Source organism: Lysobacter soyae, from assembly GCF_019551435.1.
Taxonomy (GTDB): Bacteria; Pseudomonadota; Gammaproteobacteria; order Xanthomonadales; family Xanthomonadaceae; genus Solilutibacter; species Solilutibacter soyae.
Genome location: NZ_CP080544.1, coordinates 32,207 through 50,844, shown reverse-complemented (window position 1 = coordinate 50,844; position 18,638 = coordinate 32,207). Strand labels below are relative to the sequence as shown.

The 18,638-nt window shown below is 61.7% G+C and carries 20 protein-coding genes; 18 read left to right on the top strand and 2 right to left on the bottom strand.

Features of this window, described 5'->3' with window-relative positions; genetic code table 11:
- The first annotated feature begins 15 nt into the window (after positions 1–15).
- The 12 genes from H8L67_RS00325 to trpA all read left to right on the top strand — a co-directional run bounded on the left by H8L67_RS00325 (position 16) and on the right by trpA (position 9,595).
- Positions 16–465 carry a YiiD C-terminal domain-containing protein gene (locus H8L67_RS00325; RefSeq protein ID WP_220379827.1) on the top strand — a complete coding sequence of 150 codons (450 nt, stop codon included), beginning with the start codon at positions 16–18 and terminating at the stop codon, positions 463–465.
- A 31-nt stretch (positions 466–496) separates the two neighbouring features.
- Positions 497–916 (top strand): hypothetical protein, encoded by a 420-nt coding sequence (locus H8L67_RS00320; protein ID WP_220379826.1) that lies wholly within the window; start codon positions 497–499, stop codon positions 914–916.
- A 110-nt stretch (positions 917–1,026) separates the two neighbouring features.
- Positions 1,027–1,413: a rhodanese-like domain-containing protein gene (locus H8L67_RS00315; RefSeq protein WP_220379825.1), complete on the top strand. Its 387-nt coding sequence runs from the start codon at positions 1,027–1,029 to the stop codon at positions 1,411–1,413.
- An 82-nt stretch (positions 1,414–1,495) separates the two neighbouring features.
- Positions 1,496–2,014: a protein-export chaperone SecB gene (secB, locus tag H8L67_RS00310; RefSeq protein ID WP_220379824.1), complete on the top strand. Its 519-nt coding sequence runs from the start codon at positions 1,496–1,498 to the stop codon at positions 2,012–2,014.
- A 3-nt stretch (positions 2,015–2,017) separates the two neighbouring features.
- Positions 2,018–3,076 (top strand): NAD(P)H-dependent glycerol-3-phosphate dehydrogenase, encoded by a 1,059-nt coding sequence (locus H8L67_RS00305; RefSeq protein WP_220379823.1) that lies wholly within the window; start codon positions 2,018–2,020, stop codon positions 3,074–3,076.
- Between the two features lie 182 nt (positions 3,077–3,258).
- A complete protein-coding gene (locus H8L67_RS00300; RefSeq protein ID WP_220379822.1) occupies positions 3,259–4,656 on the top strand; it encodes an anthranilate synthase component I family protein in 1,398 nt (465 codons plus the stop codon).
- Entirely contained in the window at positions 4,653–5,228 is a 576-nt protein-coding gene (locus H8L67_RS00295; protein WP_220379821.1) for an anthranilate synthase component II, read from the top strand. Before H8L67_RS00300 ends, H8L67_RS00295 begins: the two co-directional genes overlap by 4 nt.
- The gene (gene trpD, locus H8L67_RS00290; protein WP_220379820.1) at positions 5,225–6,256 is read left to right on the top strand and encodes an anthranilate phosphoribosyltransferase; all 1,032 of its coding nucleotides are present in this window, start codon (positions 5,225–5,227) and stop codon (positions 6,254–6,256) included. The genes H8L67_RS00295 and trpD overlap by 4 nt, the downstream gene beginning before the upstream one ends.
- Entirely contained in the window at positions 6,249–7,061 is an 813-nt protein-coding gene (locus H8L67_RS00285) for an indole-3-glycerol phosphate synthase TrpC (RefSeq protein ID WP_220379819.1), read from the top strand. The genes trpD and H8L67_RS00285 overlap by 8 nt, the downstream gene beginning before the upstream one ends.
- The gene (locus H8L67_RS00280) at positions 7,058–7,681 is read left to right on the top strand and encodes a phosphoribosylanthranilate isomerase (protein WP_220379818.1); all 624 of its coding nucleotides are present in this window, start codon (positions 7,058–7,060) and stop codon (positions 7,679–7,681) included. The genes H8L67_RS00285 and H8L67_RS00280 overlap by 4 nt, the downstream gene beginning before the upstream one ends.
- Positions 7,671–8,855: a tryptophan synthase subunit beta gene (gene trpB, locus H8L67_RS00275; RefSeq protein ID WP_220379817.1), complete on the top strand. Its 1,185-nt coding sequence runs from the start codon at positions 7,671–7,673 to the stop codon at positions 8,853–8,855. The genes H8L67_RS00280 and trpB overlap by 11 nt, the downstream gene beginning before the upstream one ends.
- Positions 8,852–9,595 carry a tryptophan synthase subunit alpha gene (gene trpA / locus H8L67_RS00270; protein WP_220379816.1) on the top strand — a complete coding sequence of 248 codons (744 nt, stop codon included), beginning with the start codon at positions 8,852–8,854 and terminating at the stop codon, positions 9,593–9,595. Before trpB ends, trpA begins: the two co-directional genes overlap by 4 nt.
- Before the next feature lie 215 nt (positions 9,596–9,810).
- On the opposite strand, the gene H8L67_RS00265 is transcribed toward trpA, so the two are convergent.
- Positions 9,811–10,278, bottom strand: a complete 468-nt coding sequence (locus H8L67_RS00265) for a tRNA (cytidine(34)-2'-O)-methyltransferase (protein WP_220379815.1) — start codon at positions 10,276–10,278, stop codon at positions 9,811–9,813.
- An 81-nt stretch (positions 10,279–10,359) separates the two neighbouring features.
- Between H8L67_RS00265 and H8L67_RS00260 the strand changes: the two genes are divergently transcribed.
- From H8L67_RS00260 to H8L67_RS00245, 4 genes are all read left to right on the top strand, one after another.
- Positions 10,360–13,215 (top strand): M16 family metallopeptidase, encoded by a 2,856-nt coding sequence (locus H8L67_RS00260; protein WP_220379814.1) that lies wholly within the window; start codon positions 10,360–10,362, stop codon positions 13,213–13,215.
- A complete protein-coding gene (locus tag H8L67_RS00255) occupies positions 13,212–13,529 on the top strand; it encodes a DUF4156 domain-containing protein (protein ID WP_255555974.1) in 318 nt (105 codons plus the stop codon). The genes H8L67_RS00260 and H8L67_RS00255 overlap by 4 nt, the downstream gene beginning before the upstream one ends.
- Before the next feature lie 120 nt (positions 13,530–13,649).
- Positions 13,650–14,666, top strand: a complete 1,017-nt coding sequence (locus H8L67_RS00250; protein WP_220379813.1) for a 3-oxoacyl-ACP synthase III — start codon at positions 13,650–13,652, stop codon at positions 14,664–14,666.
- Positions 14,667–14,688: 22 nt separating this feature from the next.
- Positions 14,689–15,588, top strand: coding sequence for an alpha/beta fold hydrolase (locus H8L67_RS00245; protein ID WP_220379812.1), 900 nt, complete (start codon positions 14,689–14,691; stop codon positions 15,586–15,588).
- Here the strand turns inward: H8L67_RS00245 and H8L67_RS00240 are convergent.
- Positions 15,585–15,944 carry a YkgJ family cysteine cluster protein gene (locus H8L67_RS00240; protein ID WP_220379811.1) on the bottom strand — a complete coding sequence of 120 codons (360 nt, stop codon included), beginning with the start codon at positions 15,942–15,944 and terminating at the stop codon, positions 15,585–15,587. The genes H8L67_RS00245 and H8L67_RS00240 overlap by 4 nt on opposite strands.
- A gap of 45 nt (positions 15,945–15,989) precedes the next feature.
- On the opposite strand from H8L67_RS00240, the gene H8L67_RS00235 reads away from it, so the two are divergent.
- The gene (locus H8L67_RS00235) at positions 15,990–17,642 is read left to right on the top strand and encodes a fatty acid CoA ligase family protein (RefSeq protein WP_220380662.1); all 1,653 of its coding nucleotides are present in this window, start codon (positions 15,990–15,992) and stop codon (positions 17,640–17,642) included.
- Positions 17,639–18,637: a 2-alkyl-3-oxoalkanoate reductase gene (oleD, locus tag H8L67_RS00230; RefSeq protein ID WP_220379810.1), complete on the top strand. Its 999-nt coding sequence runs from the start codon at positions 17,639–17,641 to the stop codon at positions 18,635–18,637. Before H8L67_RS00235 ends, oleD begins: the two co-directional genes overlap by 4 nt.
- Position 18,638 lies beyond the last annotated feature (1 nt).

The following is an 18,638-nucleotide window of genomic DNA, read 5'->3' as shown; positions in this document are numbered from 1 at the left end:
AACAGAGAGCATAGCGTGACCGTTCAGATCGACCCGAGATTGCTGGCCAATTTTCATGCGATGGTGCCCTTGCAACATATGCAGGCACGGTTGCTCGATTTTGACGGCCGGCAACTCAAGATTGCCGCGCCGATCGCCGCGAACTTGAACGATAAAAACACCGCGTTCGGCGGTTCGATGACATCGCTCATGACCATCGCCGGCTGGTTGCTGGTCAGTCAGAACCTGATTGACGGCGAAATCTTTCCCGACGTCTATGTCACCGAATCCAACGCGCATTTCAGCCGCACCGTGACAAGCGACATGACCGCAACGGTGTGGCTTGCCTCCAATTCATTCGAAAGCCTGGCCCTGCAATTGCGTCGCCGCGGCAAGGTGCGCGTGTGCACCGAGGCAAAAATCGAAGGCACCGACGGCATTACCGGCGCGGTGATGTCGGCGGTATACGCCGCGATCATCAAGTAAGATCAAACGCGAACGCCCACGGAGCTGTTGCATGCGATCGATGAAATGGTTGTTGGCTTTGGCACTGGTGCTTGGCCTTGGCGGTTGTGCCACAGAAGGCAAACGCCAAACCACCGCCTTGGAACGCGCGCAATATGCGTGGACCGCCGCCATCCGCTGGGGCGATGTCGCCGGCGCTTGGAAGCAGCTCGATCCCGACTATCGCAGCCGCCATGCGCTCACCGATCTCGAGATCAGTCGTCACAAATTGGTCGAAGTCACCGGCTACACGGTCGTGGATGCCAACACCCTGGGCCCGGAAGATTTCGAGCGCAATATCGACATCACTGTGGTCAATAAAAAGGACATGTCGGCGCGAAATGTGAGCTATGTCGAGCGCTGGCATTTCGATGCCGAGAACAAAGCCTGGTGGGTCACCAGCGGTCTGCCGAACTTCTGGGACGGCCGCTAAGTTGGCAATCCGGCGCGGGTAGGGGACAATCCTTGCCCCGGCCCTGATTCCATTTGGCGGAAAACGTGCAAGAAATCATAGATTTTGCGGGGCGCAATGCGCTCCTTTCGATGGCCTTCGTAGGCCTCACCTTGGCCCTGATCGTGACCGAGATCATGCGCCTGTTCCAAGGTTTCAAGGGCATCAATCCGGCCACCATGACCCGTCTCATGAATCATGAGAACGCCTTGGTGGTGGATTTGCGCTCGGCCAGCGACTTTCAAGCAGGGCACATTTCGGGCGCGAAAAACGTGCAAATGAACCAATTTGACCCGGAAAACAAGCTGCTTGCCAACGTCAAAGATCTGCCGATCGTGCTGGTGTGCAAAGCCGGCAACACTGCGTCGGACGCCGCCAAGCGCTTGGTCAAAGCCGGCTTCAAGCACGTCTCCGTGCTCGACGGCGGCATCGGCGCGTGGCAAAGCGCCGATTTGCCACTGGTAAAAGGCCGTAACTGACCCCAAGTTACGAAAAGCGGGCGCAAAAGCGCCCCATGCGATAATCCCGACTTTCACCCAATACAAGCAATCAGGAACGAACATGTCCGACGAAAACATCGCCTTGAACGGCGCAGAAGCCCCGGCAGAAGAAACCGGCGCGACCTTCATGATCGAAAAGATCTACACCCGCGACATCTCGTTCGAAGTGCCGAATGCGCCGCAAGTGTTCACCGAACAAGGCCAGCCGGAACTGCAAATGAACCTGGCGCAGCGCATGGGTCAAATTGCTGAAAACGTGTACGAAGTGGTCCTCACGGTCACCATCACCTGCACGATGAACGGCAAGAACGCCTACCTCGCCGAAGTCCAACAAGCCGGTATCTTCGGCCTGCAAGGTTTCGACGCCCAAGGCCTCGACGCCATGCTCGGCGCCCACTGCCCGAACATCCTGTACCCGTACGCGCGTCAATCCATCTCCGACATGATCGTCGCCGGTGGCTTCCCGCCGTTCTACATGCAGCCGATCAACTTCGACGCGCTGTACGCCCAAAGCTTGCAACAACGCGCGGAAGGTGCCCCGGCTTTGGCCAGCGGCACGGAGACCGCAGGAAACGCCTGATCCATGACGGCGGAAAACGCGCCCCGCATCACCGTCCTCGGTGCCGGTTCGTGGGGCACGGCACTCGCCGCGTTGATTGCGCGGCACGGTCATCCCGTCACCCTCTGGGGACGGGATGCCACCATCATCGATGCCATCGATCGTCGGCACGAGAACCCGCGTTACTTGCCGGGCATCGTGCTGCCGTCGAATCTGCGTGCCAGTACCGATTTCGAACACAGCGTCGCCCAGGCCGATTTGTTATTGGTCGTGGTGCCCTCGCACGCATTCGCGGAAACCTTGCACGCCTTGGCGCCGCATCGCAAAGCGGACACCGGCGTGGCTTGGGCCACCAAAGGTTTCGAGCCGGGCAGCGGTCGCTTCTTGCATGAAGTGGCGGAGTCTGTGGTCGGTGCCGATGTGCCGCTGGCAGTGGTCACCGGCCCGTCGTTCGCCAAAGAAGTTGCCGAAGGTCTGCCCACCGCACTGACGGTGCATGGTGACGAGGCCTTTGCCCAACAGGTCGCAGAGATCTTGCACGGCAGTGATTTCCGCGCCTATACCGGCGATGACATGAAAGGCGCTGAGCTTGGCGGTGCGATGAAGAACGTACTCGCCGTGGCCACCGGTGTGTCCGATGGCATGAATCTCGGCTTTAACGCGCGTGCCGGTTTGATTACGCGTGGCTTGAATGAAATGCTGCGTTTGGCCGCGGCCATCGGTGCCAAACCGGAAACCTTGATGGGCCTCGCCGGCCTCGGCGATTTGGTACTGACCTGCACCGGTGATCTCTCGCGCAACCGCAGGCTCGGTCTTGCCATCGGTCGCGGAAAATCCATCGAAGAGGCCGTGCGTGAAATCGGCCAAGTGGTCGAATCCATTCAAACCGCCGACGAAGTGATGCGTCTCGCGCAACGTGAAGGCATCGATCTGCCGATCACCGCAGGCGTGCAAGCCGTTCTGCATGGTGAGTGTTCACCGGTCGAAGGCCTGCAACGATTGCTGTCGCGCGATCAAAAACCCGAATATCCGGAAACACTTTTCCAAGGCCAGGTTGACAAACCTGCCGCCTCTGCGGTTTGATGCACGACATGAACTCCCTCTGCAACCACGGAACCCTCGCAAACAGCGCAGCACTGCGCGGTTGGTGGCGTTGTGGCTCGGGGGCTTCGGCAGGCGCTTGAGCGCCCGCTTGTTCAACACCTCCCGAGCCCGGTCCAAAAGACCGGGCTTTTTTATTGCTTGAAATTACTTGAAGGAACGCCATGCTGCTGCGCTATCGACTCCCCGCCGACCTGATCACGCCCTTGGGGACCTATCTCGCCTTGCGTTCGCACGGCGCCAGCCTGCTGCTGGAAAGTGCCGACCAAGGCGAGCGTGTGGGCCGGCATAGCTTTGTGTTGCTCGAGGGCGCGGGTGAAGTCCGGCTCGGCGTCGGTGAGCGCGGTTGGGTCGAGGCACTACGTGCGTTGGCGGGCACCCCCGACCCGTCGCGCGGCAGCTTGATGGAAGACTCCGAGTTGCCGGAGGACACGCGTTCGGCGATGCCGGTCGGTGTCGGTATCGCCGGCTACGTGGGCTTCGAGGCTTTGGCGGCCAACGAAGCCAGCATCGGTTTTCCGGCCAAGAACGGCTTCGGTTTGCCCAGCGTGCATGCCAAGCGCTTCGATGCCGCTGTGGTGTTTGATCACCTGCATCAAGTCGCGGAATTGCAGGTGCGTGCCGACTCCCTCGACGACGCGCGCGAAAAGATCCGGCAAATGCGCATCGCGCTGTATCAACCGGTGTTGCCGCGCGAGGAGGTGGGACAACCGACCGTGCACGCCTTGATCTCGCGCGAAGACTTCAAGCAACGCGTGGCAAACACATTGCAACGCATCAAAGAAGGCGACGTTTATCAACTGGTACCGAGCCAGCGCTTGCGTGTCGATGCACCGCCGTCACCGTTGACCGCGTATCGCCGCATGCGTCGCCTCAATCCAAGTCCATACGGCTTCCTCATGGAGTGGCACGAGATTTCCCTAGCCGGTGCTTCGCCCGAAATGTTGGTGCGTGTTGCCGATGGTGAAGCCGAAACTTTGCCGATTGCCGGCACCGTCACCCGTGGCGAATCGGTCGAAGAAGACCAGCAACGTTTCGAAGCACTCGTCGCCGACAAGAAAGAACTGGCCGAACATCAAATGTTGGTCGACCTCGCCCGCAACGATCTCGGTCGCGTGGCGATTCCCGGCGGCGTCCGCGTGGAAAAACCGTTGGCCCTGCAACGCACCAGTCACGTGTTGCACATCACCACCACCGTCAAAGCACGCATCCAACCCGCGTTAGACGCACTCGACGTGTTGGCCTCGGCGTTTCCGGCCGGGACCGTCAGCGGTGCACCGAAGATCCGCGCGGCGCAACGCATCCGCGAAATGGAAGACGACGCACGCGGCCCCTATGGCGGCGCGTTGATTCGCCTGTCGCCGGATGGTGCACTCGACAGTGCCTTGATCCTGCGCACGGCGATCTATGCCAACGGCAGCGCATGGCTGCAGGCCGGTGCCGGCATCGTCCGCGCCAGCGATCCCGAATCCGAATACTTGGAAACCCTGCACAAAATGGCCGCGCCGGCACAGGCGCTCGGCGTGTCGCTCACGCACTTGATGAAGGAGGCGAACGCATGATCCTGCTCATCGACGCGCTCGACAGTTTCACTTACAACCTGGTGCAGGCCTTTCAAATGATCGGCAGCGAGGTCGAGGTCGTCCGCTTTGATGCGATCGATTTGGCCGGCATCCAAGCGCGGGCACCTGACGCAATCGTGCTCTCGCCCGGTCCGGGTCGCCCGGAAGATTGCGCGCCACATATGCAAGTGGCGGCTAGCGATATCACCACGCCTGTGCTCGGTGTCTGCCTCGGGCAACAGGCCTTGGTGGCCGGCGCAGGCGGCAAAGTGACGCACGCGCGCGAGCCCCTGCATGGCGAACGCACGCCGGTCACGCACGCCGGCAGCGGTCTCTTCGCAGGCTTGCCACAGCCCATGCAAGTCGGCCGGTATCACAGCTTGATTGCCGAACCGACCACCTTGCCCGCGTGTTGGCGTGCCACCGCCCACACCGACGCGGGCGAAATCATGGCGGTCGAACATGTGCAGCTGCCGCGCTGGGGCGTGCAGTTCCACCCCGAAAGCATCCTCACCCCGGATGGGCCACAGCTCCTCCGCAACTTCCTACGTTTGTCCGGAATTCACGCATGACTTTGTTGACCACACACAACCCGATCCAGCCTTTGCCCGCGCAGACCGCGGCGGAATTGATGCGCATGTACATCGATCAGGACACCGATCCGTTGTTGGTCGGCGCCTGTCTGGCGCTCATGGCGCAACGCGAACCGCGCGCCGAAGAGCTCTATGCCTTCGCTGATGAACTGCTGAAAGTCGCGCAAACTTTCGAGCGTCCCGGCCTGCGCGTGCTCGATACCTGTGGCACCGGCGGTGACGGTGCGAGCACGGCAAATCTCAGCACGCTCGCCGCACTGCTGCTCGCACATTTGGGTGTGCCGGTCGCCAAACACGGCAACCGTGCCGCGACATCCTTGTGCGGCAGCGCTGATGTGTTGGAAGGTCTGGGCTATCAACTGGATCGCACGCCGCAGGCGCTGGCGGAAGATTTGGTGCAACACCGTTTCGCCTTTTTGTTCGCACCGCGCTACCACCCTTTGCTCGGCCGCTTGAAAGAGATCCGCAGCCGCTTGGGCATCCCGACCATCTTCAATGTGCTTGGGCCGCTGTTGAATCCGGCGCGCCCGCCCTTGCAAGTCCTCGGCGTGAGCCGTCGCAGTTTGATGCAACCGATGGCGCAGGCGCTGGCCATGCAAGGCATCGAACGCGCATTCGTTGTGCACGGTTTGTCGGCGGAGGGTCGCGGCATGGATGAACTCTCGATCGAAGGGCCGAGCTTTGTCGTCGAAGTGCGCGGCGACCGCGTGTTCGAAGAAAAAACGTTGGTGCCGAGGGAACTGGGCATGGTCATGCCCGCCCAACACGCCCTGCGCGTCGAGAGCAAAGACGAAGCGATTCGCGTCGCCGCTGGTTTGCTTGAAGGTGAATCCCATCCGGACTTCAATGCCGATGTGGCCGATGCCGTCGCCTTGCAATCCGCCTTGGGCCTGCTGTTGCATCGGGACCAATCCTTGGATGCACTCCAGGACAGCTTGCAAGAGTCACGTCAGACATTGAAGCGCGGGTTCACGGCGCCGTTCCAACGGGAGATGCCTCATGCGTGATTTCGATTTGCCCGAATTGGAGCAAGTGCTGGCCATCGCCGGTTTGGATGGCAGCACACACCTGGGACGCGTGGTCTTGTCCGAAGCGCAACGCATGAAGGAGACCGAACCGGCAGCTTTGGAAGCGCGGCCTTGCGCAGGACGTTTTGCCGCCGCATTGCAAGACGCGAAACAACGCCGCGGAGGTGCCGTGATCGCGGAATTCAAACGCGCCTCGCCGTCGCTCGGCGCCTTTGCCGCAGACCGCGACTTCGATACACAATTGCGCGCCTATCAAGCCGGTGGCGCCGCTTGCGTATCGGTATTGGCCGAGCCGGCGCTGTTTCAAGGCAGCGTGGAAGACGTGCGTGCCGCGGCACGCTATGGAATGCCACGCATTTACAAAGGCTTCGTGATGGGCGCCGCGCATCTGCAAGAAGCACAAGCCAGCGGCGCCGAAGCCGTGCTCTTGATCGCGCGCGTGCTGAAAGGCTACACGGCGCAGTTTGCCGCGGCCGCACGCCAGGCCGGCCTCGAGCCGTTGATCGAATTGCATGATCTGGGCGAAATCGCTTTCGCCCGCGACGCCGGTGCGCAACTCATCGGCATCAATGCGCGTGATCTGGCGAGCTTCGCCATCGGCAGCCCCGATGCATCGCCATTGCGCGACGCATTTCCCGACGCCTTGCTGATTCGCGAATCCGGTTTGCGTGAGCCGCAAGATATCAAGGATGCGTTCGCGCAAGGTTTTGATGCGGTGTTGATCGGCGAAGCCTTGATGCGCAGCGACAACCCGCGCGCGTTCCTCGAAGCGGCTTACGCATGAGTCGGATGCGCGCCAAAGTCTGCGGCCTCACACGCGCGGAAGATGTGGCCGTCGCCCGCAGTGCCGGCGCCGATCTGATCGGCTTCGTGCATTACCCGCAAAGTCCCCGACACTGCGACGCGCTCACCACGCTCGCGCCCTTGGCCGGTTCGGCAGGCGTCTTGGTGATGGTGGCGGAACAGCCGGACGACATCCTGCAACAACTGCGGCAACTTCCGCTCACTCGTGTACAGCCTTATTTGCCGGACGCCTGCCGCGCCGACGGCGTGCGCGCCTTGCAAGCAGCCGGTTATGAAGTCCTGCTGCCTTGGCCGGATGTGCCGGATCAAGCGCCGATCCCTGCAGATCTTTACATCTGGGAAACCGCCCGCGCGCAAACCGGCGTGCATGGCGGCTCCGGTCAAGCGCATGCCGCCGCCCATCCACCACCGGGTCCGCATTTGCTGGCCGGCGGCATGGACGCAGACGCCATCGCATCACGCGTCGCACAGCTTCCCACCGAAGCCCTGAAACACTTGGCGGGCTTTGATGCCGCCAGCCGTCTCGAGTCTTCGCCGGGCATCAAGGATGCCCATCGCCTAAATCAATTTGTTAGCAAGGTCCACGACTATGCACTTTGAACTTCCCACCCGCTTCGGCAGCGACCAATTCGGTGGTTGCTACGCGCCGGAAACCTTGATGACCCCCTTGCTGGAACTCGAGCAAGCCTTCATCGGGGCCATGGCCGATCCCGCATTCAAAACGACGCTGCTCGCGCAGCTGCGTGATTTCGTCGGCCGGCCGACAGCGCTGACCGAGGCGCCTCGTTTGGCGCAAGCCGTCGGCTTGAAGCGTTTGTTCTTGAAGCGCGAAGACCAATGTCACACCGGCGCGCACAAGATCAACAATGCCGTGGGTCAGGCGCTGCTTGCCCTGCGCATGGGCAAGAAGGAGATCATCGCGGAAACCGGTGCAGGCCAACACGGTGTTGCCACGGCGGCCGCGTGCGCGCGCTTGGGGTTGCCTTGCACGGTGTACATGGGGGTCACCGATATGGCGCGACAAGCGCCCAACGTGGCACGCATGCGCATGTTCGGCGCGACGGTGGTCGGCGTCGAAAGCGGGCAGGGCACCTTGAAGGAAGCGGTGAATGCCGCGTTGCGTGCCTGGGCGGCGCGTTGCGATGTGGCGCACTACATTCTCGGCAGCGCGCTCGGTCCGCATCCTTTCCCCACCATCGTGCGCAGCCTGCAAACGGTGATCGGCGAAGAAGCGCGGGCGCAGTACGTGCAACGTGTCGGCGAGTTGCCGCAAGCGGTGATCGCTTGTGTCGGCGGCGGGAGTAACAGCAGCGGCCTGTTGATGCCTTTCATCGACGACGACGTGCGCCGCATTGCCGTCGAAGCCGGCGGACATGGCACGGCCCTGGGCGAACACGCGGCGCGTTTGGATGGCGGCACCGTCGGTGTCTTGCATGGCTGCAAAACCCTGCTGCTGCAAAACGCCTATGGCCATACCGCGGAAACCGCCTCGGTCAGTGCCGGTCTCGACTACCCCGCACTCGGGCCGGAAATTGCCGCGCATGCGCGCGATGGCCGCATTGAAGTGTGGCGCGCGAGCGATGCGCAAGCCTTGGCCGCGGCACAACAACTCTGTGCCTTGGAAGGCATCCTGCCGGCATTGGAATCCAGCCACGCGCTGGCCATGCTGCAACGACTTGCCGACGAGGGCGTGTCCGACGTGCTGCTCGGCCTGTCCGGGCGCGGTGACAAAGACCTTGGCACCTATCAATCACGCATCGGAGGTTTGCAATGAGCGCCTTGCTGCCTTTCATCATGGCGGGATATCCGTCGCGCGATGCACATATTGAACAACTCGCTGCGGCCAAAGCCTGCGGCATCGCGGCCATCGAACTCGGTATTCCGCATTCCGACCCGATCGCCGACGGCCCGGTGCTGCAAGCGGCCGCGCATGCGGCGATCGACAACGGCACCACCTTGCGCAATGTGCTGGAGGGGCTCGCCGGCGTTGAAGACACGCCGGACATCATTCTCTTCAGCTATCTCAATCCCTTGTTGCAAGTCGGCTTGAATGACTTGTTAGCACTGCTGCGTCCGACGCGCGTACGCGCATTACTGGTGGTCGATCTGCCCTTCGGTGAAGAGCCGGCATTCGAAGAAGCACTGCGAGCGGCCGGCTATCCGCTGGTGCCGCTGTTGACGCCCACCACCTCGCTCGAACGTGCCCGACAGTTGTTGGAAGAACGCGCCGATCCGGGCGCTGTCGCGCCCTTTGCACAACGTTTCGCCTATGTCGTGGCGCGGCTTGGCATCACCGGTGACAACACCCACCAATTCGACGACATCGCGACGCGCGTGGCCGACCTGCAAACCCTGACCACACGACCGCTGGCCGTCGGCTTCGGCCTCGGCGATGCGCAGAGTTTGGCGCGTGTGCGCGCCATGGGTGTGGTTCCAATTGTCGGCTCGGCCTTGGTCAAACAGTTGGCCGTAAGCGACTCGCCGGCCGCAGCCTTTGCCACGCTCTTGGAATAAATGCCGGACAAAAAAACAAGGCCCGGGGGGAGCCGGGCCTTGCGGGGTGAATACGTCGCCGGGGAGGGAGGTGACGACGCATCGGCACGGTGGCTAGAGGGGAGTCTTGAGCCACCGGCAACGCCAGTATGTCCCTAGGTGTTAGGCATTGCCTATGCCGAAAGTCCAGATAGTGATCTGACGCACATTCTGTGCCGTAGGTGGTCACTCACGATTCAGATTGCGGCGCCTTCGAAGCCCATTTGCCGCCAAGCTTCGAACACCACCACGGCCACGGTGTTCGACAAGTTCAGGCTGCGGTTGTCGGGGCGCATCGGCACGCGCAAACGCTGCTCGGCGGGCAGGCTGTCCAGCACCGCCTGCGGCAATCCGGCCGTCTCACTGCCGAACAAGACCGCATCGCCCGGCTGCCACACCACCTGGTCGTAGCGCGCCCGGCCACGTGTGCTGAGGGCGAACAGTCGGGGCGGCGCGATCACGGCCAGCGCCGTTGCCAAATCCGGGTGGACTTGCATCCGGGCGAATTCGTGATAGTCCAAACCTGCCCGACGCATCTGCTTGTCGTCGATCTTGAAGCCCAGCGGTTCGACCAGATGCAACTGCGCGCCGGTGTTGGCACAGAGCCGGATCACATTGCCGGTATTGGGCGGAATTTCGGGCTGGTGGAGGATGACGTGCAACATCGGATTTCCCTGACTTGTGACCTAGTGTGCCAAAAGTCGGTTCGCGCTACCCTTGGGGTTTCCCTCGGGTCTTAATTGCACATGAATCTGAAGCTTCGTCCCGCCTCACTCGCCATCGCGCTCGGTGCAGCGCTTGTCTCGATGAATCCCGCCCTCGCCGCACAGCCGGCCAAGGCGCAAAGCGGCGCGGGACAGCTCGCCATTCCGGCCACCCAGTTCACATTGCCGAATGGTTTGAAGGTCATCGTGCATGAAGATCGCAAGGCGCCGGTCGTCGCGCTGCATGTTTGGTACCGCGTCGGCTCGAAGGACGAACCCGCAGGCAAGACCGGCTTTGCCCACTTGTTCGAACATCTGATGTTCAACGGTTCCGAGAACCATCCGGGCGAATACTTCGGCCCGTTCGAAAAGGCCGGCGTCAGCAACATCAACGGCACCACCTGGCTCGATCGCACCAACTACTTCCAAGTGGTGCCGACCACCGCGCTCGACATGGCGCTGTGGATGGAATCCGACCGCATGGGCCACTTGCTCGGCGCGATCGATCAAAAAACGCTGGATGAGCAGCGCGGCGTCGTGCAAAACGAAAAACGCCAAGGGCAAAACCAGCCCTATGGCCGTGTCGATGAAGTGATGCTGCCGGAAACCTTCCCGGCCAACCATCCCTATCACCACGACACCATCGGTTCGATGGACGACTTGAATGCCGCGTCGCTTGAAGACGTCAAGAATTGGTTCCGCGATTACTACGGCGCTGCCAACACAGTGTTGGTGCTGACCGGCGACATCGATGCCAAGACCGCTAAAGAGAAGGTCATGAAGTACTTCGGCGATATCGCCCCGGGCCAACCGGTGGCGCGCCAGGCTGAATGGACGGCGCCGCGCGCCAAATCCAGCCGCAACCAAATGGAAGATCGCGTAGCGCAAACCCGCATCTACCGCGAATGGAACGTGCCGGCGCGCAGCGAACGTGATTACGTCTTGCTCGATATCGCCGGTGACGTGCTCGGCGGCGGCAAGACCTCGCGCCTGTATCAACGCCTGGTGTTCCAAGACAAATTGGCGGACAGCGTCAGCGTCGGCATCACCCCGTTCCAATTGGCCAGCCAGTTCCAATTGACCGCTGACGTGAAGAAGGGCGTCGATCCGGCCAAGGTCGAGGCCGTGATCGCCGAAGAATGGGCCAAGTTCCTCAAAGACGGGCCGACCCAAGACGAACTCGATCGCATCAAGGTCGCCAATCGCGCCTCGATGACGCGCAGCCTCGAGCGCATCAACACCAAGGCCAACCTGTTGGCCGAATCCGAACTGTATTTGGGCGATGCCAACAACTGGAAGCGCACCTTCAATTGGAACCAAAGCGCCACCGCGGCGGACGTGCTGAAGGCGTCGCAGAAATGGATCAGCAAGGGCGACTACACCATCACCGTGGTGCCGGCCAACGGCACGCCGAAAGAACCGACCATCACGCCGCTGCCGGCAGGCAAGCGTCCGGCCGATATCGCCGGTGCGCCGACCGACAAGTTCAAAGCCACGCCGTCGTCGCTGGATCGCAAACTGGGCGTTCCCGCCGTGACCTCGTTCCCGGACATCAGCTTCCCGAATGTGCAGCGCGGCAAGCTCGACAATGGCATCGAAGTGATTCTGGCCGAGCGCCATTCGGTGCCGGTCGTCGCCATGAACGTGTTGTTTGATTCCGGCGCCGCCAGCGATGCCGGCAGCAAACTCGGCCTCGCCAGCTTCGCCACCGGCATGTTGGATGAAGGCACCGCCAAGCGTTCCGCCACGCAAATCGCGCAAGATCGCGAGCGTTTGGGCTTGAACCTCGGCACCGGCTGCAGCCTCGATACCTGCACCGTCACCGTCAACGCGCTGAAGTCGAATTTGAAGCCGTCGCTTGAATTGGTCTCAGACGTGGTGCGTCATGCCGCCTTCAACAGCGCCGACATCGAACGTCTGCGCGGCCAATGGTTGGCGCAAATCGAACAAGAAAAGACCGAGCCCGACCAAATCGCCGCGCGCCTCTTGGCACCTTTGGTGTACGGCGAAGGCCATCCGTATGCCGTGCCGGGTACGGGTTCGGGCACCACCGCCTCGGTAAAGTCGATCACCCGTGACGACATCCAAAACTGGACGTCGAAGTGGATCCGTCCGGACAACGCCACGATCATCGTTGCCGGCGACACCACCATGGCGGAAATCACCCGCGAATTGAACGCGGCCTTCGGCGATTGGAAACCGGCCGATGTGGCCCGTGGCACCAAGAACTTCAACATGCCGAAGCGCCAAACCAAGCCGCGCGTGTTCCTCGTCGACAAGCCGGGTGCACAGCAATCGGTTGTGATCGCAGGCGATATCGCACCGCCCACCGGCGTCAAGAACAACCTCGACATCAACACCATGAACGGTGCATTCGGTGGCGCCTTCACCTCGCGCCTCAACATGAACCTGCGCGAAGACAAGCATTGGTCCTACGGTGCGCGCAGCAGTATCGGCAACGCCCAGCACGAGCGTCTGTTCCGCATGGTCGCGCCGGTGCAAACCGACAAGACCGCCGAGTCGCTGGCGGAAATGGTCAAGGAAGTGAACTGGATCCGCAATGACAAGCCGCTGACTCAAGCCGAGCAAGACAAGATCAACAACAACGCGATCCGCGCCATGCCCGGCCAATACGAAACCATTGATGCCGTCATGAGCACGCTGGTCGGCAACCAGTTGTACGACCGTCCGGACAACTACGTGCAAACCCTGAAGGGTGAGCTCGAAGCGCAAAAGCTGGAGTCGATCAATGCGGCCGCCAAGGAAATCATCCACCCCGACAGCCTGACCTGGGTTGTGGTCGGTGACTTGTCGAAGATTGAAGCCGGCGTGCGTGCCCTGAACCTCGGCGAGGTCACGGTCATCGATGCCGACGGCAATCCGGTGGCCAAAAAGTGATCCGGCTGCGCGCCATGGCGACGGTCTCGCTGGCCGTCCTTGCCTTGTCCGCCTGCACCTTGGCACCGTTGGATCGGGCCGCGACTGGCGTCCGCGTGATGAGCGCGGCGCCGGCCGGCTGCACCGAGCTCTCGGAAGTCGAGGTCTCGGTCACCGGCAACGTCGGCCCCATTGATCGCAACGCCCTGCGCGTCAAGGACGAGCTGGAAACCTTGGCCCGCAACGAGGCCGCCAAACAAGGCGGCAACGCGGTGGTCGCGGTTTCCGGCCCGGAAATGGGCGAGCAGCGCTTCAAGGTGTATCGCTGTCCGTGATGGACGTCTGGAAACCCTGATCCAAACACGCCGAACGCCCCTGAAAAGGGGCGTTTTGCTGTGGCCTGGCCCGTGAACACGGTAAACTAGCGGACTTGCCTCAATTTCCAGTCGGATTCGATGCTCTTTCAAAACGTCGCCATTGCCGGACTGTCCCATGTGGACGCGCCGGTCTCCGTCACTTCGGATGAAATCAACGCTGAACTGAAGCCCACGTTGGATCGCCTCGGCATCCGCACCGATGTGCTGAAAGACATCGCGGGCATCAATGCGCGCCGTCTCTGGGGTGAAGAACGTCTCGCCTCCGACGCCGCCACCGAAGCCGCGCGTTTGGCACTGGCCGATGCCGGCATTGATGCCAGCAAAGTCGGCTTGTTGGTCAACACTTCGGTCAGCCGTGACTACCTCGAACCGTCGACGGCCAGCATCGTCGCCGGCAATCTGAAGGTGTCCGACATCTGCCAAAACTTCGACATCGCCAACGCCTGTCTTGCCTTCATCAACGGCATGGACTTGGCCGCGCGCATGATCGAGCGCGGCGAAATCGAATACGCCCTGGTGGTCGATGGCGAAACCGCCGACCTTGCCTATCGCAAGACGCTCGAACGCATGAAGAGCGACACCGCCACCGACGAAGACTTCCGCAACGAATTGGCCACGCTGACGCTCGGCTCCGGCGCGGCTGCGATGGTGTTGTCGCATACCCGTCTCGCCCCGGATGCACCGCGCTACAAAGGCGGCGTCAGCCGTTCCGCCACCGAGTGGAACACGCTCTGCCGCGGCAATCTCGATCGCATGGTCACCGACACGCGTCAGTTGTTGATTCAAGGCATGCAGTTGGCCTACAAAACCTTCCAAGCCGCGGTCAGCAGCTTGGGCTGGGTCGTGGGTGAGCTCGACCAGTTCGTGGTGCACCAAGTCAGTCGCGTGCACACCCAAAGCATGATTGAAAAGTTGGGCATCGACCCGGCCAAAGTCATGACCATCTTCGGTGAGTTCGGCAATATCGGTCCGGCCTCGGTGCCGATCGTGTTGTCCAAGCTCAAAGCCAAGGGGCAATTGAAGAAGGGCGATCGCATCGCATTGCTCGGCATCGGGTCAGGCCTCAACTGCACCATGTCGGAAGTGGTTTGGTAAGACGGCGCGCATCCCGGCACGCATGAATCTTCCGGATTATCCGTTCACCCCGAAGCGCTTCGAAGTGCGCCAAGGGATCGAGATGTCCTATCTCGACGAGGGCCCGCGCGACGGAGATGTCGTCGTCATGCTGCACGGCAATCCCTCATGGAGTTACTACTGGCGCCATCTCGTCGCCGGTCTGTCCGACCGATATCGTTGCATCGTGCCCGACCACGTCGGCATGGGTCTGTCCGACAAGCCCGACGATGCGCCCGACGCGCAGCCTCGCTATGACTACACCCTGCAGTCGCGCGTCGACGATCTCGATGCCCTGCTGCAGCACGCAGGTATCGACGGCAAAGTCACGCTGGCAGTGCACGACTGGGGCGGCATGATCGGGTCTGCGTGGGCGCTCACCCACCGCGAACGCGTGGCGCGTTGGGTCGTGACCAACACCTCGGCATTTCCTTTGCCCAACGCGAAGGCCATGCCCTGGCAAATCGCCATGGGCCGGCATTCGCGCGTGGGAGGTTATTTGATTCGCCGGTTCAACTTGTTCGCACGCGGCGCCGCGCACTTCGGCACGAAGCGCACACTCTCCGCTGACATCAGACAGGCCTACACGCATGTCTATGACGGTTGGCGCAATGCCATCTCCACGCTTCGCTTCATGCAAGACATTCCATTAAGCAACGCCGATCGCGCCTGGCCCTTGATCGAAGCCACCGAACGCGCCTTGCCCGGCTATGCCACGCTGCCGGCCTACATCGCTTGGGGCTTACGCGATTTTTGTTTCGACAAACACTTCTACGACGTGTTCGATCGCGCTTGGCCCGACGCCGAGAAACATCCGTTCCAAGACGCCGGGCATTACGTGCTCGAAGACAAGCACGAAGTGATCGTGCCGCAAATTCGCACGTTCCTCGATCGCGCCGCTTAACGCCCGACCCAGTCGTCGGCCGTCAACACCGGTAAGCCATAGCGCTGCCGCGCGCGATCGCAATGCGGATCGGCCGCACCGTTTTCCCAAGACGCTTGCACCGATCGGCAGGGTGACGGGCGTGCATGATAAATGCAACATCGCGTGGCTTCACCCACTTTTCCTTCCAGTGCAATACAGTGCGGAGACGTTGAATCGGTTCCGCGCATTGCACGCTCATGCGTTCGCAATGCCACGGTCAGATCGACCGGCACCGTGCCGCCGGGCGCATCATTGGCTTCAGACCAATGGAAGGCCACACGAAACGCCGCGCAACACGCGCCGCAAGCCAAGCATGGATGAGCGAGGGGGGACATGTGGATATTTTGCAGCCAAGCGCCGTTGCCTGCGACAATGCGGCGATGAATGACGCGCCCACGTTGACCGCGAGATTGGAGGCCATCGCCGCCGCGCAACCGGAGACGGTGGCGATGCGCATTCCCGGCAAGGACGGGCGCTACCGGTCCGCCCTGACCTTCAAGCAACTGCACCAACGCAGCGATGATGTGGCCTACGGCTTGAATGATTTCGGGATCAAGCCCGGCATGCGCGTCGTGGTGATGGTGCGACCGACCTTCGAGTTTTTCATTCTGATGTTCGCGCTGTTCCGTCTCGGCGCGGTGCCGGTGCTGGTGGATCCGGGCATCGACAAGAAGGCCTTGAAGACCTGCTTGAACGAAGCGGCACCGGACGCCTTCATCGGCATCCCGCTCGCGCTGCTCGGACGCAAGCTCTACGGCTGGGCCAAGACGGCAAAGAAAACCGTGTGCGTGGGCGCACCGAAGATGTTTGCCGACACCACGTTTGAAGACCTCGAGTTCCACGGTCACAATCGCGTGTTGACCGTCGAGGCGCCGAAAGCGAACGATGTCGCCGCCATCCTGTTCACCAGCGGCTCCACTGGCGTGCCCAAAGGCGTGGTCTATCGCCATCGGCATTTCCTGGCGCAACTCGACATGCTGCGTGAGGGGTTGGATATTCAAGCGGGCGGCGTCGATATGCCGACCTTCCCGCCATTCGCGCTGTTCGATCCGGGATTGGGCGTCAGCGCCATCATTCCCGACATGGATCCGACCCGGCCTGCCGCGGCCGATGCACGCAAATTGCTGTCCGCCATCCAAGCCTTCGACGTCGATCAACTGTTCGGCTCGCCGGCCTTGATGCGCGTGCTTGTCGAGCATGGCAAAGCTTTGCCCGGCTTGAAACGCGTCACCAGCGCAGGCGCACCGGTGCCGCCCGATGTGGTGGCGGGCCTGCTGAAACTCTTGCCCGATGACGCACGCTTTTGGACGCCCTACGGCGCCACGGAATGTTTGCCGGTCGCCCTCATCGAAGGCCGCGAATTGCTGCAACTTCGTCCGATGACCGAACAAGGTGCGGGCACCTGTGTGGGTCGGCCGGTTGCGCCCAATGAAGTGCGCATCATCCACATCACCGAAGACGCGTTGAACACTTGGAAGCAGGTACGCGTGGTGCCGCAAGGCATCGTCGGCGAAATCACGGTGGCCGGTCCGACCGCGACCGACACCTATTTCAATCGCGATGCGCAAACCAAAATCGCGAAGATCGAAGAAACCCTGCAAGACAACAGCAAACGCATCGTGCATCGCATGGGCGATCTCGGTTACTTCGACAAAGAAGGACGGCTGTGGTTCTGCGGACGCAAGACGCAGCGTGTCGTGGTCAGTCGTGACCTGACGTTGTGCACCGAGCAAATCGAACCGGTTTTCAACACCCATCCCGAGGTCGCACGCACGGCGCTGGTCGGCATCGGCAACAAAGGGGCGCAAGTGCCAATTCTGTGTGTGGAACTGGCGAAAGGCACACCTGCGAGCGCGTGGAAGCGCATCGAAGACGAATTGCGACATCTGGCCAACGGCTCGGTGCTCACCGCACGTGTCGAACATTTCCTGTTGTATCCCAAGCCTTTCCCGGTGGATATCCGCCACAACGCGAAGATCGGTCGCGAGAAGTTGGCATTGTGGGCGGCAAAACACGTAAGGATTTCCCGTTGAAGGTATTGGTCACCGGCGGCGGCGGATTTTTGGGTCAAGCGTTGTGCAAAGCGTTGCGGGCACGCGGAGACGAGGTGCGCAGCTTCAGTCGAAGCCATTACCCGGCTTTGGATGCCATCGGCGTCGAACAAATCCAAGGGGACCTGCAAGACGCCGACGCCGTTCGCGCGGCGATGGCCGGCTGCGAGGCCGTCATCCATAACGCCGCCAAAGCCGGTGCATGGGGCAGCTACGAGAGCTACTACCAAGCCAATGTGATCGGCAGCCGCAATGTCGTTGCCGCTTGCAAGGCAAACGGCATTCGCAAACTGGTCTATACCTCGACGCCGAGCGTCACCCATCGCGCCACGCACCCGGTCGCCGGCGGCACCGCCGATGCCGTCCCTTACGGCACGCATTTCCAAGCGCCCTATGCGGCAACCAAGCAAATCGCGGAAGTCGAGGTACTGGCAGCCAACGGCCCCGACTTGGCGGTCGTCGCCTTGCGGCCACGACTCATTTGGGGCGTGGGCGATACGCAGATCCTGCCGCGCTTGGTCGATCGCGCGCGCCAAGGCAAGTTGGCGATTGTCGGTAGTGGCGACAACGAAGTGGATTGCACCTACGTCGACAATGCGGCGCAGGCGCATTTGAATGCGCTCGATCACTTGGACGTTGGCAGCGCGTGCGCCGGCAAGGCGTACTTCATCAGCAATGCGGAACCGCGCAAGATGTCAGTGCTCTTGAATGATCTGCTGGCAGCGGCAGGCGAGCCGCCGGTCACGCGCAAAATTCCTTTTGCATTGGCCTATGGTGTCGGCGCGGTCAGCGAAGTGGTGTGGCGATTGTTCAAACGTAAAGGCGAACCGCCGATGACACGCTTCCTGGCCGAGCAGCTCTCCACTACGCATTGGTACAGCATGGCGCCGGCGACACGTGATTTCGGTTACGTGCCGCAAGTCTCGATGGCTGAGGGTCTGGCGCGCGTTCGCATGGCGTGGCACGGCACTCGTTAGA

Coding starts and splice junctions, on each gene's coding strand:
- trpB (WP_220379817.1), top strand. CDS start 7,671: ATGCACTTTGAACTTCCCACCCGCTTCGGCAGCGACCAATTCGGTGGT.
- H8L67_RS00265 (WP_220379815.1), bottom strand. CDS start 10,278: ATGTTGCACGTCATCCTCCACCAGCCCGAAATTCCGCCCAATACCGGC.
- H8L67_RS00235 (WP_220380662.1), top strand. CDS start 15,990: ATGAATGACGCGCCCACGTTGACCGCGAGATTGGAGGCCATCGCCGCC.
- H8L67_RS00320 (WP_220379826.1), top strand. CDS start 497: ATGCGATCGATGAAATGGTTGTTGGCTTTGGCACTGGTGCTTGGCCTT.
- H8L67_RS00305 (WP_220379823.1), top strand. CDS start 2,018: ATGACGGCGGAAAACGCGCCCCGCATCACCGTCCTCGGTGCCGGTTCG.
- trpD (WP_220379820.1), top strand. CDS start 5,225: ATGACTTTGTTGACCACACACAACCCGATCCAGCCTTTGCCCGCGCAG.
- H8L67_RS00260 (WP_220379814.1), top strand. CDS start 10,360: ATGAATCTGAAGCTTCGTCCCGCCTCACTCGCCATCGCGCTCGGTGCA.
- H8L67_RS00245 (WP_220379812.1), top strand. CDS start 14,689: ATGAATCTTCCGGATTATCCGTTCACCCCGAAGCGCTTCGAAGTGCGC.
- H8L67_RS00315 (WP_220379825.1), top strand. CDS start 1,027: ATGGCCTTCGTAGGCCTCACCTTGGCCCTGATCGTGACCGAGATCATG.
- H8L67_RS00300 (WP_220379822.1), top strand. CDS start 3,259: ATGCTGCTGCGCTATCGACTCCCCGCCGACCTGATCACGCCCTTGGGG.
- H8L67_RS00280 (WP_220379818.1), top strand. CDS start 7,058: ATGAGTCGGATGCGCGCCAAAGTCTGCGGCCTCACACGCGCGGAAGAT.
- H8L67_RS00285 (WP_220379819.1), top strand. CDS start 6,249: ATGCGTGATTTCGATTTGCCCGAATTGGAGCAAGTGCTGGCCATCGCC.
- H8L67_RS00240 (WP_220379811.1), bottom strand. CDS start 15,944: ATGTCCCCCCTCGCTCATCCATGCTTGGCTTGCGGCGCGTGTTGCGCG.
- H8L67_RS00250 (WP_220379813.1), top strand. CDS start 13,650: ATGCTCTTTCAAAACGTCGCCATTGCCGGACTGTCCCATGTGGACGCG.
- trpA (WP_220379816.1), top strand. CDS start 8,852: ATGAGCGCCTTGCTGCCTTTCATCATGGCGGGATATCCGTCGCGCGAT.
- secB (WP_220379824.1), top strand. CDS start 1,496: ATGTCCGACGAAAACATCGCCTTGAACGGCGCAGAAGCCCCGGCAGAA.
- H8L67_RS00295 (WP_220379821.1), top strand. CDS start 4,653: ATGATCCTGCTCATCGACGCGCTCGACAGTTTCACTTACAACCTGGTG.